This is a genomic window from Ruegeria sp. CJ2, from assembly GCF_056536745.1.
This window is the reverse complement of the sequence record NZ_JBQFQF010000018.1, coordinates 60,400-75,324: the sequence shown is the minus strand read 5'-3', so window position 1 is coordinate 75,324 and position 14,925 is coordinate 60,400. Positions and strand designations below refer to the sequence as shown.

Below are 14,925 nucleotides of genomic sequence, written 5' to 3'. Positions count from 1 at the left end.
CACAGTGCACTGGGCTATCGCCCGCCAGCACCTGAAACCATCATCCCAATGGATTACAGGCCGACGATGCACTAACAATCAATTTGGACCAGTCAGATGAGGCTGCTCAGCGCCGCGTTCAGGATGTAGTCGATCTGGCGATGCTGGCGCCGGACATTCTCGACTCCATCGCATTAGGCGAACAGCCGGATGGCCTCACGTCTAACTATCTCATCAGGTCAGGCGTCCCGGCTCTCTGGTCTGAGCAACGCGAACGGTTTGCTAAGCTCTGAGCAAAACCTCTCCAAAATCTACCAAACTCGTACCGCCGAATTGGCAAACTGAGATTAAGGGCCGAAATCGGCCGTTTTTACTGCTTATCCCATGTCTATGTCGAAAGTTGCTTGAGCCAAGGTGCGGAAATCACGCAGCAATATCGACGCAAACTCTCGTGAGCTGAAGATTAGTGAGTGGGTGGCTGGGGTGGTAGGATTCGAACCTACGATACACGGTACCAAAAACCGCTGCCTTACCACTTGGCTACACCCCAACGGTGAGGCGCTATCTACGATTGTTGTTTGGAGGGTTCAAGACCTTTCCCACAAAAAAATGAGTAAGGTTTGGAAAAAATTTTGGACCTCAGGACTGGTGTTCTCACGTGACGTTTCTCAGGGTCGTTCTGGGGCTGTGGGCCGTTTGACATGAAATGGGTTTGCGATGCGTATGAAAAACATTTTGGAGAATTCCAAGCCGCGAATTCCCAATAATTTCATATGGCCCACGGGCTTTGGGGTGATATCCTGCTTCCGAAATGCGACCAACGCAGGCACGATCCCGGATAGGCAATCATAGGTGAAACATGAAATTTCTGCGCACACCGGATTCTCGGTTTGAAGGTTTGGCCGACTATGACTTCACGCCGAACTACAGTTTGGTCGATGACACCGAGGGAGGGGAGTTGCGAATCCATTATGTGGATGAGGGCCCGGCCGATGCCGATCCGGTGTTGATGATGCACGGAGAGCCGAGCTGGTCTTATTTGTATCGCCACATGATTGCCGGGTTTGTGAAGCAGGGGCATCGTGCCGTTGCGCCGGATCTGGTTGGGTTTGGCCGATCGGACAAGCCAACGGAACGCAACGACTACACTTACGCGCGCCACGTTGTGTGGATGGGGGATTGGTTGCGACAGGTGGACCTGCGCAATATCACTCTGGTCTGCCAGGATTGGGGCGGGTTGATCGGGTTGCGGCTTTGGGCTGAAATGCCTGACAGGTTTGCGCGGATTGTAGTCGCCAACACCGCGCTGCCGACCGGCGATCAGCCGATGGGTGAGGCTTTTGAGAACTGGCGCAAGTTCAGTCAGGAAGTGCCTGTGTTTCCAGCCGGTGGGATTTTGAAGGGTGGAACTGCCAGGCCGCTATCGGACGCGACCATTGCCGCCTATGACGCGCCGTTTCCCGACGAAAGTTACAAGGCGGGGGCGCGGCAATTCCCGATGCTGGTGCCGGCTTCGCCCGATGATCCCGAGTCGGATGCAAACCGGCAGGCCTGGGGTGTGCTGCGTGGCCTGCAAACGCCTGTCCTGACGGCTTTTGGGGCAGATGACAAAGTGATGGCTGGGATAGATGCAGTGTTTCAGCGCCTTTGTCCGGGTGCAGCCGGGCAACCTCATACGATCTTGCCCAACGCGGGTCATTTTTTGCAAGAGGATGTCGGCCCCGAACTGGTTGAGCTAACCTGCGATTTTATCGCGCGTACGTCCTGAGATTTGCAGTTCTATTCCCGGATTTCCGATGGATCGACCCCCCAAAGGTTCGACTTGAGGGTCCAACCCCGATAGCCGCCAGCCGAAATCCGACACCAATCAATGGTGCAGGTTCCAAGACGGGCGACTACACCGGATTCGAACTGTGCGCTGACCTGCGAATTCGGGTCCGGGTTGGCATAAACCGGCAGCATGTCGGATTCGATCAGGACTGTACGAACGCCGGACAGCAACGCGTAGTGAACCCAGCCGCCGGCACCGTCGCGGTCCTGGACCTTGCGCCAGTTTCCATATTCGGCGGTGATCTGCAGGGGCATCCCACGGTGCTTGAATACCCAGTCGATTCGATGAGTCAGGGACGGGCCGCGACGCACATTGCCTTCGGCGGCTTTCATCGAAACATATCGGGGCAAGGGCAGATTGGTCACCGGGCCACGCTTGTCTTGCGCGCTGGCGGCCATGGCACCAGCCAGAACCAGAAATGCGGAAATAACCGCCGTCAAACGGCGCTTTAGGGGTATAATACCACTCACGGACTGTCTGCTCTTGTGCCTGTTGATCTTGTTTCGAAAAAAGGTCGACTCAATGCCTCTGGGGTTCTTGTGCCCCGCCTTATCCTGCGCCACGATGCCATGGCGCGCGAAGGTTTGCAAAGCAGTGGGAGTACACAGGTGCCAAGAGAACGTCTGAGTGTTGTCGTAACGCGACGGTTGCCCGAGGCGGTAGAAACCCGGTTGAGCGAATTGTTCGACGTGCAGTTGCGGACCGAGGACACCCCAATGTCGCGCGAAGAACTGGTCACCGCAGTCCAGAGCGCGGATGTCCTTGTGCCAACGGTCACCGATACAATTGACGGCGGATTGCTGGGGCAAGCCGGTGAGAATCTGCGTCTGATCGCCAATTATGGGGCAGGGGTCGACAATATTGACGTCGCAACCGCGCGGCAGCGGGGAATTCTTGTCTCGAACACGCCGGGCGTTCTGACCGACGATACTGCCGACATGACCATGGCGCTGATACTGGCTGTCACGCGACGCATCCCCGAAGGGTTGTCGGTGATGCAAAAAGGCGAATGGGAGGGCTGGGCCCCGAACGCGCTGCTGGGTGGCCGCATTGGTGGCCGCCGTCTTGGTATTCTGGGCATGGGACGCATTGGTCAGGCTGTGGCGCGCCGGGCCAGCGCCTTTGGCATGCAGGTTCATTATCACAATCGCCGCAGGCTTCGTCCCGAAACGGAACAAGAGCTGGAAGCGACCTATTGGGAAAGCCTTGACCAGATGGTTGCGCGGATGGACGTCATCTCGATCAACTGCCCGTCTACGCCGTCCACGTTCCACCTGATGAACGCGCGGCGATTGAAGCTGATGAAGCCCTCTGCAGTGATTGTGAACACGTCGCGGGGGGAGGTGCTGGACGAAAACGCACTGACCCGCCTGATCCGGTCCGGCGATATCGCGGGGGCAGGGCTGGACGTTTACGAACACGGAACGGATGTGAACCCGCGCCTGCGGCAGTTGCCGAATGTCGTCCTGCTGCCGCATATGGGATCGGCCACACTGGAAGGGCGGATCGAGATGGGTGAGAAAGTCATCATCAATATCAAGACGTTCGAAGATGGCCACCGCCCGCCGGATCAGGTGGTTCCCGCCATGCTGTAGGATAGTGCGGTGGCCCGTTAAAATTACGTTTTTTCAGGAGGATACTATGAAAAGAAGTCTGATTTCCGGGTTATTCGCGACCGCAATGGCAATTGCTGGCCCCTCGTTCGCACAAGAGACAGCCGACGCCGTGGCCCCCGAAGGTGCCTCTGACGGGCAAGTGCAGGGTTTGACCGAAGAAGTAATTGCCTCGCTCGAGGCGAAGCTGGCCGGTGCGCCGGTTTCCTCGCAGAATTGGATGGTTGCGGCTGCGAACCCACTGGCCGTTGAAGCCGGGGCCAAGGTATTGCGGGCCGGTGGATCGGCAGCGGATGCGATGGTGGCCGTACAAGTTGTGCTTGGCCTGGTCGAGCCACAGTCGTCCGGCTTGGGCGGTGGGGCGTTTCTTGTCTGGTACGATGCCGCTACCGGCGAACTGACGACACTGGACGGGCGCGAAACCGCGCCGCTGGAGGCAAACCACCGGCTGTTCCAAGATGAAAATGGCGAGCCACTGAAATTCTTTGATGCTGTCGTGGGGGGATTGTCGGTGGGCACTCCGGGTACGCCTGCCTTGCTGGAAGAGGCGCACCGGCGTTGGGGGCGCAGCCCGTGGCCCAGCCTGTTCGCCGATGGGATCGCGCTGGCCGATGAAGGGTTTCTTGTCTCTCCGCGTCTGGCCAGCCTTGTCGAAAAGGACGCTGAACGCCTGTCGCGCTTCCCCGCGACTGCGGCGTATTTCCTGCCGGATGGGGCGCCCTTGGCACAGGGCCAGCGTCTGATGAACCCCGATTACGCAGACACTCTGCGCGTCCTTGCCAGTGAGGGATCGGCTGGTTTCTACGGCGGTGAGATCGCGTCAGGTATCGTCAACACGGTGCGCAATGCTCCGGGCAATCCGGGGATTTTGTCCGGAATAGATTTGGCACTGTATCAAGTGATCGAACGCGAGCCTGTCTGTGCCGCGTATCGTGTCTATGAGGTTTGCGGCATGGGGCCGCCTTCCTCTGGCGCGCTGACGGTGGGGCAGATTCTGGGCATGCTGGATGGCTATGATCTGGCCGCGATGGGCCCGGAGGATATCAATACGTGGCGGCTGATCGGCGACGCCTCGCGTCTGGCTTTCGCGGATCGCGGGCGGTACATGGCGGATCACGACTTTGTCCCGATGCCGACAAAGGGGCTGGTTGATCCGGCCTACCTATCGGAACGCGGCGCGTTGATGAGCGGCGATGCGGCTCTGATTGACGCGGCCCCCGGAAACCCCGAATTCGAGCATTCGTCGAATTGGGCGGATGACGTGTCGCTGGAATTGCCGTCGACTTCTCATATCTCGATCGTTGACCAGTATGGGAACGTCCTGTCGATGACTACGACGATTGAAAATGGCTTCGGGTCCCGTTTGTTGACCAATGGGTTTCTGCTGAACAATGAACTGACGGATTTCTCGTTCAAAACTCACAGCAACGGGGTCCCGATCGCGAACCGTCTTGAGCCGGGCAAACGCCCCCGTTCCTCGATGAGCCCGACAATTGTGATGCAGGACGGCAAACCGGTTTTGGCCATCGGCTCGCCCGGTGGAAGCCGGATCATCGGCTATGTCGCCAAGTCGATCATTGCCTGGGCGGATTGGGACATGGATGTGCAGCAGGCCTTGTCGATGCCCCATCTGGTCAACCGTTTTGGCACCTACGATGTCGAACAGGGCACATCGGCCGAGGGGTTTGTCGATGCGCTGACGACGCTGGGATACGAGGTCAATCCGCGTGACCTGACCTCGGGCCTGCACGCCATCGAGATCGGCGATGTTTTGACAGGCGGGGCCGATCCACGCCGCGAGGGGATTGCGCTGGGCGAATAGCCCGGCGTTTAACGGGGGGACACCATGGCGCAAGCAGTTGCATTGCCGCGGAACGAGGCTGGCATCCAGGCGGTCATTGGTCTTCTGAAGTCTACCTTCGGGGATCGTCTGCAGACAGGGCAGGCGATCCGCGAACAACACGGGCACACGACGACGTGGATCGAAAACCAGTCTCCGGACGCGGTGGTGTTCCCACATTCGACCGAAGAAGTATCTGAGATCGTCAAACTTTGCGCCGAGTACAAAGTTCCCGTGATCGCCTTTGGCACGGGGACCTCGCTGGAGGGGCATGTGAACGCACCCGCTGGTGGGATATCGGTGGACCTGACCCAGATGAACAAAGTGCTGAAGATCAACGCCAGTGATCTGGATTGTGTCGTTCAGCCCGGCGTGACGCGCGAAGACCTGAACACACATCTTCGCGATCAGGGGCTGTTCTTTCCTATCGACCCCGGTGCGAATGCCTCGTTGGGGGGCATGGCCGCAACGCGTGCTTCGGGGACCAACGCGGTACGCTACGGGACCATGAAGGACAACATCCTCAGCCTCGAAGCCGTGATGCCCGACGGCCAGATTATTCGTACCGGTCACAGGGCCAAGAAGTCCTCTGCCGGTTATGACCTGACGCGGTTGCTGATCGGTGCCGAGGGAACACTGGGTATCATTACCGAGATCACGTTGCGCCTGCAGGGTATCCCCGAGGCTATCACCTCGGCGCGGTGTTCCTTTCCTACGGTCGATGCGGCCTGCCAAGCTGTTATGATGACGATCCAGTATGGCGTACCGGTCGCCCGGATCGAGTTGCTGGACGAAATGTCGGTGAAGGCTGCGAATGCCTATTCCAACCTGACCTTGCCGGAAACGCCATTGCTGCTGCTTGAGTTTCACGGATCAGAAAGCGGTGCGGTTGAGCAGGCCGAAACCTTCGGGCAGATCGCCGAGGAATTTGGGGGAACAGATTTTGCAGCGACCTCAACGACGGAAGAGCGGAACAAGCTGTGGCAGGCCCGTCACGACATGTACTGGGCGTGCCTGCAACTGCGCCCCGGCGCACGCGGAATCTCGACCGATGTCTGCGTCCCGATCTCACGTCTGGCAGAGTGTGTGACGGCAACGCAGAACCACGCGAATGAGTTGGGCCTGATGGCCCCCATGGTCGGGCATGTGGGCGATGGAAACTTCCATACGCTGCTGTTGATTGACATGGACAACCCGGACGAGGTCGCCAATGCCGAAGGGTTCGTTGGCTGGCTGAACGATCTTGCGATCTCTATGGAGGGGACGTGTACTGGCGAACACGGAATCGGGCAGGGTAAACGCCCGTATCTTCTGAAAGAGCTGGGGCCTGCCGTCGCCTATATGGGGGCGATCAAAAAGGCACTGGATCCCGATAATATCATGAATCCAGGTAAGATTATCCCACCTTCGAATCTTTGATAACGCTGCGGAAACTCTGCGCCCAGGCCACAAGGTTGCCTAAATTCGGCTGTATCAATTGCCCTAATGAGCAGTAATTGATTTCAGGTTTTCAAATGGGCGTATTACGAATTTTCGGATTTGCGTTGGTTGTTGTATTGGTCCTTGCCGGGCTCGACTACTACCAACAGGACAAGAAGAGCACGGGCACATTGTCGGCCAGCGGCTATATCGACACGATAGCAGAGCGTTTCGCACTGTTTAACGAAGAGCTTGATGCCGAGCAGCTTGAACGCGAACGTAAGCAGCGTTGGCGCGCCGGAAGCGAGCCTTATGCTCCGAAGTCGGGCGACGACTGGGAACGCCGCGCAATTGTGGATCGCGACTATACCCGTGATGCGCGCGAAGGTGTCCTTCAGGACGGTATCAGCGAGGCGGCGCGCCCGCTGGCCAAGCAGGTCGCGGTGCAGAGGGTGCAACAACTGGCTGAAAAGCTGGATCGCACAAGTTGGGTCTATGAAAACGGCACGCACACGATCTGGCTTCAGGTTTCTTTGAAAGAGGACGCGCGGTCCAATACCCTGACCGGTAACATCGTGCGATCCGTTGATACGCTGGGCCAAAGCGGTGCAGACTATGCGCCTTTCGCGATTGTCGGCGGCGTGGCCTACTTTCAATTCAAGCAGAACAAATACAGTGTCATCACCGTGAATGACCGATCCTTCTGGTCGATGGTCACGGCGGGTATCACGGATTTGGATGCTCCGGTCGAGTTTGAAATCTACAAGGGCACCCTTGGTCTTGGTCAGGAAGTTCGGATGCAACTGTATTCCGACGCGCCCCCGCATGAGGTCAGAAAGTTTCTGGCGAAGCTTGACTATGACGGCATGAATGCGCTGCTTCGCAAGCCGGTGCCCGGTGTCAGCAACGAAAGAACCACGAACCCCGAGACCGAGGCTGAACTGGCCATCGAAATGGCTGGCCTTCGTGGGGAATTCATGAAGCTACGTTCTGAACTGGCGCGGCTTCGGCTCGACAATATCAATGGGCTTTCGCTTGTGGCCAATACCCTGGCCTCGCAATACGGGTTGCCCGGCGATACGTTCGACCTGACCGCAAACAAGATCAAATCTGCGGACGATCTGATCCAATTAGGTTACCGCACCGGCCTTAGCACTCTTCTGGAAGGTGAAGTGCAAAAAGCCGATGCGAAAGGCGGAAACATGTTCGGTCGTCTGTTCGCGTCATTCAAAGGTGGCGACACGCAGGAAACGGCCACCAGCAAGGGTGGCGGCTTTTTTGATGGGTTGAAGTCCATGTTCCAAAAAAGTGAAACCGCGCAGGCGCCCGAAGTCCGCGTGAACAAGGGGGGCGCCGGTCTGGTCAGCAAGTGCGCTACCAAGGACGCCTATAAGACGTGCACGCTGACAGACGGCTGAGAGGCCGACTCGCGATGCTGAAAAGCGACCCCCGGCAATCCGGGGGTCGTTTTTTTTATATCACTGGTCGGATGAATGTCGCGCCGAGCCCCGCAAATGCGCCATATGGTGTCAACTTAATTCAAGGGGAGACGCCCGGTTATGAAAACCCAAGTCAAAGCACTGGTCGTAGGCGGTGGCGCCGTTGGGACCTCGATTGCCTATCATCTGGCCAAAGCGGGCTGGGATGACGTGATGCTGATTGAACGGGACGAGCTGACATCGGGCTCGACCTGGCACGCCGCTGGCCTGCTGCCGTTGTTCAACATGTCCTACGCGACGACCCATATCCACAAATACTCGGTCGACTTCTACAAGCAGCTTGAGGAAGAGACCGGCCTGAACGCAGGCTTCGCCGTGGTCGGCAACCTGCGCATGGCGCAGACGCAAGAGCGTATGGACGAATACATGCTCTATGCGTCCACCGCCGAGACCTGCGATGTCGCCTATGAATGGCTCACACCCGAGCAGATCAAGGAACGCTGGCCGCTGATCGAAACCAGCGACCTGAAAGGTGCGATCTACCACACCGAAGACGGCTACATTAACCCTGCCGATGTGACCCAGGCGATGGCCAAAGGAGCCCGTCAGCGCGGCGTCGATATCGTGCGCAAGATGCAGGCCGACGCCTTCCACTGGAACGGCACCCACTGGGAAGTCACTTGCACCAAGATGGTCGAAAAAGGCGGCAACCTTGTTCCGTCCGACGAGCAGGTCGTGATCACCGCTGAACATGTCGTGACCGCATCGGGCAACCACGCGCAGCGCACCGCCAAGATGCTGGGCATCAAGATGCCTGCCATCCCGGTCGAGCACACCTTCATCGTCATGGACAAAGACCCCGAGCTGGTCAAATGGCGTGAGGCGGGCAACCCCGAGCATCCCGTTGTCCGCGACGCCGACAACGAATCCTATGCGCGCGAAGAGCGCGGCGGCTGGATTTTGGGCATCTACGAACACGGCGCGCCTGCGCAGTTCGAATACGGCGTGCCCGACAGCTTCCGCGCCGACCTGTTCCCGCTGGATCTGGACCGGATTGCTGAGCAATATATGGCGATGGCCGAGCGCGTGCCCTCCTGCGCTGAATCCGGTCTGAAAGACGATTTCAACGGCCCGATCTGCTATACACCTGATGGCAACCCGCTGGTTGGCCCCGCTCCGGGCCTGCGGAACATGTGGCTGGCCGAGGGCTTCAGCTTTGGCATCACCGCCGCGGGCGGCACCGGCTACTATCTGGCCCAGATGATGGTCGATGGCGAAGCCGAGATCGACATGGCCTCGCTGGACCCCAAGCGGTATTCGTCCAACTGGATGACCACCGAGTTTGCAGCGCGCAAGAACGAAGAATGCTATGAGCACGTCTACATCCTGCACCACCCCGACGAAGAGCGCGCGGCGTGCCGCCCGCTGCGGACCGTGCCGGCCTATGACCGCCAGAAAGCGCGCGGCGCACAGTTCGGCTGGGTCAACGGTTGGGAACGGCCCAACTACTTTGGTCCGGTTGGGGCCGAGGATAACTTTGACGAGGAAAACCGCAGCTTCCGTCGCGGTGGCTGGTGGAAACACGCCGTCGAAGAAGCCAAGTCGATCCGTGAAGGCGTTGGCCTGATCGACGCGTCGGCCTTCACCAAGCACGTCGTCAAAGGCCCCGGCGCGACCCAGTTCCTGGATTGGTTCACCTGCAACAAGTTGCCCAAGGTCGGTCGCATCAACCTGACCTACGCGCTGACCTCGCATGGCACCACCCGCACCGAATACACCATCGTCCGCAATGGCGAGGACAACTATTACATCGTCTCTGCCGGTGCCTGGACCGAATACGACGCCGACTATCTGCGCAAAGCGGCCGAGGACAAGATGGAGGAGTTCGGCTACATCGAAATCCAGGACGTGACCACCCAGTGGGGCGTCTTCGCCATCGCCGGACCCAAGTCGCGCGACGTTCTGAAAGAGGTCATCAAGGACGCAGACCCGGAAACCGCACTGTCTAACAAGCGTTTCCCCTGGCTGTCAGCCCGTCAGATCGAACTGGGCATGTGCCCGGTCAACGCGATCCGCGTGGCCTATACCGGTGAGTTGGGCTGGGAACTGCACCACCCGATCGAGATGCAGAACTACCTGTTCGACCTGCTGGAAAAAGCTGGTGAGAAACACGGTATGAAGCTGGTCGGTGCCCGCGCCCAAAACTGGCTGCGTCAGGAGAAATCCTATCGCGCCTTCGGCACCGAACTGGGCCGCGACGCAACCCCGCTTGAGGCTGACCTGCCGCGCTTTGTTGACCTGTCGAAAGACTTCTACGGCAAGGCCAAGCTGGAAGAGACCGGCGTGCGCTTCAAATGCTGCACCTTGCTGATCGACGGACCGGACGATGCCGACCCGTGGGGCCGCGAGGCGCTCTATGCGCCGGAGGGCGCGCGTGTGGGTCGTCTGACCTCGGGCGGCTATTCAGTGGCCTTCGAGAAATCCATCGGCATGGGCTATGTGCTGCCAGAGCTGGCGGTTGAAGGCACCAAGCTGAAGGTCAAGATGCAGGACAAGCTGTGGGATGCAGTCGTCACCTGCGACAGCCCCTACGACCCGAAAAACGAAACCATCCGCAAGGACGGTTGATCCGGGGCATAGTTGAGGGCGGCGCGCAGGAAATGCGCCGCCTTCAGCGGCACATGCCTCCGGCGGAAGTATTTTTAAACAGAAGAAGCGGGGGCTGGAAAATGATCCAGCCCCCCTGCTTTTGGCGAGGGGGGCCTTCTCCTGTTACGGCCATCGGCGCTTCCGCCTGTACCGCAAGAGTATTTGTGGCCTCAATAGGTTAAGAAACCGTTTCTTCTTCTGTTCAAAAATACTTCCGCCGGAGGCAAGCCTGCGTATGCAGGCTTTTTGCGGGTAAAGGCGTTCAGACGGACAATTCGTCGAAACACTCCAGCGCTTTGGCCGCATACATCATCGACGGGCCTCCACCCATTTGGATGGCCATCGCAAGAACGTCCGAAAACTCGTCTCGGGACGTGCCTGATTTGGCCAAGGCTTCCGTGTGCAATGTGATGCAAGGCTCGCACCGGATGGCGATTGACATGCCTAGTGCGATGAATTCTTTGGTTTTGTAATCCAGCGTTCCGCCTTCTTTGACCGACTTTCCCAATGCACCAAAGGCGCGCGCGGTTTCAGGGATTGCACCATTGAGATTGCGTAGGCCCTTGCGGGTTTCAGTCAGCTTTTCTTGCCACATCATGTCGGTCCTCATTCATATATGATATGCGGAATGTGAGTGAGAAAACCGTTGAGAACTTTGATCCTGATCAGGTTTGTGATTTTTCAGCAATGAAGGCGAGATTGTTGGCCGGCATGTCGATCATCCCGATGACATTCAGGCCCTGCCGCCGCATTTCCTTAGCGATGTCCTCATCATTCTTGTATCCGATCTCAGAGTCTTGTTGCACCAAGGCGTCATGGAACCGTTGATCCCCCTCACTGGTGAGGTTTCCCGACCGCATGAACGGGCCGTAAAGGACAAAGCGTCCACCCGACGCCAAAGCTAGCGCGGTCTCCGAGATCAGCGTTTGGGTTTCTTGCCAACTGATCAGGTGCGTGAGGTTGATCAACACGATCAGATCCTGTCCGGCGAAACGCTGGTGCCAACCGTCGGAAGTGGCGTCCAGTGCAACGGCGTCCGAGATGTTGGGCACGTCTCGGGAATAGGCGTCAATGCTGGCACGCCGGTCCGGGTCGATTTCGGTTGGTTGCCAGTGAAGCTGTGGCAGGCGCTGCGCAAAGTCGCTGACATGCTGTCCGGTACCGCTGGCGATTTCCAATGCCCGCCCTTCGGTCGGGGCCCACTGCGCCAACAGATCGCACAGCACGTCCGAATTGCGAGACGCGGCGGGGGCGACCAGCCGTCCATCCTCGCCCTCGTTGGCGACACTGGCGTTTGAAGGCAGGTTTCGTTTGCTCATTGGCGTAGCCTTTCCGGTTTCAGCGCCGCAACGCTGGCATTGTCCAACTCGGGCGCGTGGCCGGTCGCGAGATCGGCCACCAGTTTTGATGCGGCGGGGGCAGTCTGGAAACCGTATCCTCCCTGACCGGCTGACCAGATAAATGTTGGATCACCGGGATCAGGGCCAATTACCAGCGTGCCGTCAGGGGCAAAACTGCGCAAACCCGCCCAGTTCGCCTCGACCCGAGTGACAGGTTCCGTGACCATCTCTTCGTATCTGGCTAAACCTTCGGCCAAAACCATGTCATCTGCAAAGGCATCCTGTGGAGGAACCGGTTCAGCCTCGGACGGTGAGACGATCAGTTTTCCGGCGTCGGGTTTCGCGTACCACGTCTCTCCTGCGCCCAGAAGCATCGGCCATCCGCGCAGATCGTGCCCGCCCGGAGCCGGTAACCGCGCCATTGATCGGCGGCGGGGTGAAATGCCGATGGGCGCAATGCCCGCCAGGGTCGCAATCTCGTCGACCCACGGTCCGGCTGCGTTAACGATATTGCGGGCCTCGTAAGTCTGTCCTGCGCTGATGATCCAGTGTCTGTCTTTGCGTATGGCTGTGACCTTGTTTCTGGTCAGGACCTTTCCGCCATTGCTACGGATGACGCGGGCAAAGTCCTGCAAAAGCCTGTCCGTATCAATGTCGAAGGCGCCATCGCTGATCGCGGCAGACGCCACTGCGTCAGGACACAGGATCGGCACGCGGTCGCGCGCCTCGGCGATTGGCACTTCCTGCATGTTCAGGTCAACTACATCGCGCGCGAACGCGTCTCTCTGGTCTTTCCCCCCAATCAGCATCAAGCCCCGAGGCGTAAGGTATCCACCATTCTCTGTCGCCAAAAACTCTGCACTTGCGGTGTTCAATGCGACGACGGAGTCAGGTCCATAGCTTTCTTCAAACAACGCGGCCGATCGTCCAGAGGCGTGATATCCAAGCACGTCTTCGGCTTCGAGCACGATGACCTTACCGTGAAGTGATAGCCGGGCACCTGCGCTGAGGCCCGCTATCCCGCCGCCGATGATCAGAAAATCAATCATTTAACCCCTGTTCGAAGCGCCTTGTGTTCCACATGCGAAAGCGTCAGCGAACTTTAAGCAGGGTTGAATTTGCGCATCAACCCATCCAAACAAGGATCAACCAGATAGAGGAGGGCAGGGTGAGTACCGCAGATCTACACCCACTGGCCACGGGACATATTCCGTCCTATGTGACCCAGGCGGACGGCAGTGATTTTCTTTTGACGTTCATGTTTATTTTTACGGTCGGGGTCATCATCCTGATTGGTGTGGGCTATTTCACCCTGCACTCGATCCCTGAAAAAATTGCGCATGAATCCAACCATCCTCAGTTTCAGTTGGTGGGTATTCTGGCGCTGCTGGCGCTGTTCACTCATAATGGACTGTTCTGGATTGCCGCTATTCTGGTGGCCGGCTTCCAATTCCCTGACGTCGCGGCGCCGCTAAGGGCGATTGCCGATGCGATCCGGTCTTTGGGCAAGCCCGAGGCCCAACCTTCCGAGCCGTCCGCGCAGCAGGAGCCGTAAGTTATGCTTGAGACGTTGATGTGCGCACTGATTACGGTGCTGCCCGACTATCTGTTCCGTCGCTATGTACAGGGCAAGCGGATCGGTCATGAAATCACGCTGTTCACCATGTGGTATGAGCTGCGCTGGGGCCTGACCACCTGTGCTATTCTGGCGCTGACCGTGATCACCACGCTATTCTACTTTCACCCCGCCAGCAAAACGGCGGCCTCTTATTTCCGGACGGTGACGATCCTTCCGCAACTGGGCGGGCGCGTGTCCGAAGTTTACGTGACCAATAACCAGCAAGTGGTCGCAGGCCAGCCCATCTTTCGGATCGAAGACTTCACCCAGACCGCCATGGTCGAGGCCGCCCGTGCGGAAATTGCGCAGGTGCAGGCGTCTTTGAAAGTGGCCGAGACCGATCTGGCCGAGGCCGAGGCTGGCATCGCCGGGGCCAAGGCTGCGCTGGATCAGTCGCTGGAGGACCTGGAACGCAACACCACCCTGCGGGACGAAGGCTCCAGCGCGGTGCGTCTGGCCGAGATCGACCGGCTGGAAAACCTCGTGGCCGAGCGTGAGGCGCAACTGGTTGCGGCTCAAGCACGGCGGGCGGCTGTGGGGCAGCAGATCGAAGAGTTGATTCCCGCGCAAATGGCCAGTGCCACCGCGCAATTGGACGCCGCGATGACCGAGCTGGAAAAGACCGTGATCAACGCGGGCGTCACTGGCCGGGTGGAACAGTTTGGCTTGCAGGTCGGTGACTATGTCAGTCCGCTGCTGCGACCAGCGGGTATCCTTGTTCCCTCTCATTCGGGCCATGACCGGTTTCAGGCGGCGTTCAACCAGATGTCAGCGCAGGTTATCAAGCCCGGAATGATCGGCGAACTGGGTTGCATGACCAAGCCCTTCACTGTGATCCCGATGGTCGTGGTCGAAGTTCAGGACGTGATCCCATCCGGGCAAATCCGCCCAACGGATGAGTTGCGGGACGTGCAGACCAACACCAATCCGGGCTCGATCCTGGTGTATATGGAGCCGCTCTATAAGGGCACGGCTGATGATATCCCGCCGGGCAGCAATTGTCTGGCGAACGTCTATACCGACAACCACGAACGGTTGGAGCATGAAGAGCTGGGCTTTTGGCAATCCGCCGCGCTGCATGTGATCGACACGATCGGCGTGGTCCACGCCGCGGGCCTGCGCCTGCGTCTGATCCTGATGCCGGTAAACACGCTGGTTCTGACGGGGCATTGATGGGCTTGGCGCGTAAATGACAAC

12 protein-coding genes and 1 tRNA gene are annotated in these 14,925 nt (G+C 58.6%); 8 read left to right on the top strand and 5 right to left on the bottom strand.

From position 1 onward, the window contains the following. Positions 1 to 454 precede the first annotated feature (454 nt). Positions 455 to 529, bottom strand: a tRNA-Gln gene (locus ACR0MS_RS19420). A 309-nt stretch (positions 530 to 838) separates the two neighbouring features. Here ACR0MS_RS19420 and ACR0MS_RS19415 point away from each other — a divergent pair. Next, a complete protein-coding gene (locus tag ACR0MS_RS19415; RefSeq protein ID WP_480577445.1) occupies positions 839 to 1,747 on the top strand; it encodes a haloalkane dehalogenase in 909 nt (302 codons plus the stop codon). 11 nt (positions 1,748 to 1,758) lie between these two features. Here ACR0MS_RS19415 and ACR0MS_RS19410 read toward each other — a convergent pair whose 3' ends face one another. Then, entirely contained in the window at positions 1,759 to 2,208 is a 450-nt protein-coding gene (locus ACR0MS_RS19410; protein ID WP_480577586.1) for an SH3 domain-containing protein, read from the bottom strand. Positions 2,209 to 2,418: 210 nt separating this feature from the next. Here ACR0MS_RS19410 and ACR0MS_RS19405 point away from each other — a divergent pair, with 210 nt between their 5' ends. The 5 genes from ACR0MS_RS19405 (at position 2,419) to ACR0MS_RS19385 (ending at position 10,749) form a co-directional block, all read left to right on the top strand. Continuing rightward, on the top strand, positions 2,419 to 3,405 hold the full coding sequence (locus ACR0MS_RS19405) for a 2-hydroxyacid dehydrogenase (RefSeq protein ID WP_480577589.1): 987 nt from the start codon (positions 2,419 to 2,421) through the stop codon (positions 3,403 to 3,405). Between the two features lie 46 nt (positions 3,406 to 3,451). Next, positions 3,452 to 5,245 carry a gamma-glutamyltransferase gene (ggt, locus tag ACR0MS_RS19400; RefSeq protein ID WP_480577447.1) on the top strand — a complete coding sequence of 598 codons (1,794 nt, stop codon included), beginning with the start codon at positions 3,452 to 3,454 and terminating at the stop codon, positions 5,243 to 5,245. A 24-nt stretch (positions 5,246 to 5,269) separates the two neighbouring features. Then, on the top strand, positions 5,270 to 6,682 hold the full coding sequence (locus ACR0MS_RS19395; protein WP_480577449.1) for an FAD-binding oxidoreductase: 1,413 nt from the start codon (positions 5,270 to 5,272) through the stop codon (positions 6,680 to 6,682). Between the two features lie 95 nt (positions 6,683 to 6,777). Beyond that, positions 6,778 to 8,100 (top strand): hypothetical protein, encoded by a 1,323-nt coding sequence (locus ACR0MS_RS19390; protein ID WP_480577452.1) that lies wholly within the window; start codon positions 6,778 to 6,780, stop codon positions 8,098 to 8,100. 141 nt (positions 8,101 to 8,241) lie between these two features. Next, complete coding sequence (locus tag ACR0MS_RS19385; RefSeq protein ID WP_480577455.1) at positions 8,242 to 10,749, top strand: GcvT family protein; 2,508 nt, start codon at positions 8,242 to 8,244, stop codon at positions 10,747 to 10,749. Positions 10,750 to 11,032: 283 nt separating this feature from the next. Here ACR0MS_RS19385 and ACR0MS_RS19380 read toward each other — a convergent pair whose 3' ends face one another. The 3 genes from ACR0MS_RS19380 to ACR0MS_RS19370 form a co-directional block, all read right to left on the bottom strand. Continuing rightward, positions 11,033 to 11,368 carry a carboxymuconolactone decarboxylase family protein gene (locus ACR0MS_RS19380; protein WP_480577458.1) on the bottom strand — a complete coding sequence of 112 codons (336 nt, stop codon included), beginning with the start codon at positions 11,366 to 11,368 and terminating at the stop codon, positions 11,033 to 11,035. Positions 11,369 to 11,435: 67 nt separating this feature from the next. Then, positions 11,436 to 12,089 (bottom strand): DUF938 domain-containing protein, encoded by a 654-nt coding sequence (locus ACR0MS_RS19375; RefSeq protein WP_480577460.1) that lies wholly within the window; start codon positions 12,087 to 12,089, stop codon positions 11,436 to 11,438. After that, entirely contained in the window at positions 12,086 to 13,159 is a 1,074-nt protein-coding gene (locus ACR0MS_RS19370) for an NAD(P)/FAD-dependent oxidoreductase (RefSeq protein WP_480577463.1), read from the bottom strand. Before ACR0MS_RS19370 ends, ACR0MS_RS19375 begins: the two co-directional genes overlap by 4 nt. A 119-nt stretch (positions 13,160 to 13,278) precedes the next feature. Between ACR0MS_RS19370 and ACR0MS_RS19365 the strand changes: the two genes are divergently transcribed. After that, complete coding sequence (locus tag ACR0MS_RS19365) at positions 13,279 to 13,665, top strand: hypothetical protein (RefSeq protein ID WP_480577466.1); 387 nt, start codon at positions 13,279 to 13,281, stop codon at positions 13,663 to 13,665. A gap of 3 nt (positions 13,666 to 13,668) precedes the next feature. Further along, positions 13,669 to 14,901, top strand: coding sequence for an HlyD family secretion protein (locus ACR0MS_RS19360; protein ID WP_480577469.1), 1,233 nt, complete (start codon positions 13,669 to 13,671; stop codon positions 14,899 to 14,901). The last annotated feature ends 24 nt before the right edge of the window (positions 14,902 to 14,925 follow it).

Coding starts and splice junctions, on each gene's coding strand:
- ACR0MS_RS19395 (WP_480577449.1), top strand. CDS start 5,270: ATGGCGCAAGCAGTTGCATTGCCGCGGAACGAGGCTGGCATCCAGGCG.
- ACR0MS_RS19390 (WP_480577452.1), top strand. CDS start 6,778: ATGGGCGTATTACGAATTTTCGGATTTGCGTTGGTTGTTGTATTGGTC.
- ACR0MS_RS19360 (WP_480577469.1), top strand. CDS start 13,669: ATGCTTGAGACGTTGATGTGCGCACTGATTACGGTGCTGCCCGACTAT.
- ACR0MS_RS19380 (WP_480577458.1), bottom strand. CDS start 11,368: ATGATGTGGCAAGAAAAGCTGACTGAAACCCGCAAGGGCCTACGCAAT.
- ACR0MS_RS19385 (WP_480577455.1), top strand. CDS start 8,242: ATGAAAACCCAAGTCAAAGCACTGGTCGTAGGCGGTGGCGCCGTTGGG.
- ACR0MS_RS19415 (WP_480577445.1), top strand. CDS start 839: ATGAAATTTCTGCGCACACCGGATTCTCGGTTTGAAGGTTTGGCCGAC.
- ggt (WP_480577447.1), top strand. CDS start 3,452: ATGAAAAGAAGTCTGATTTCCGGGTTATTCGCGACCGCAATGGCAATT.
- ACR0MS_RS19410 (WP_480577586.1), bottom strand. CDS start 2,208: ATGGCCGCCAGCGCGCAAGACAAGCGTGGCCCGGTGACCAATCTGCCC.
- ACR0MS_RS19370 (WP_480577463.1), bottom strand. CDS start 13,159: ATGATTGATTTTCTGATCATCGGCGGCGGGATAGCGGGCCTCAGCGCA.
- ACR0MS_RS19375 (WP_480577460.1), bottom strand. CDS start 12,089: ATGAGCAAACGAAACCTGCCTTCAAACGCCAGTGTCGCCAACGAGGGC.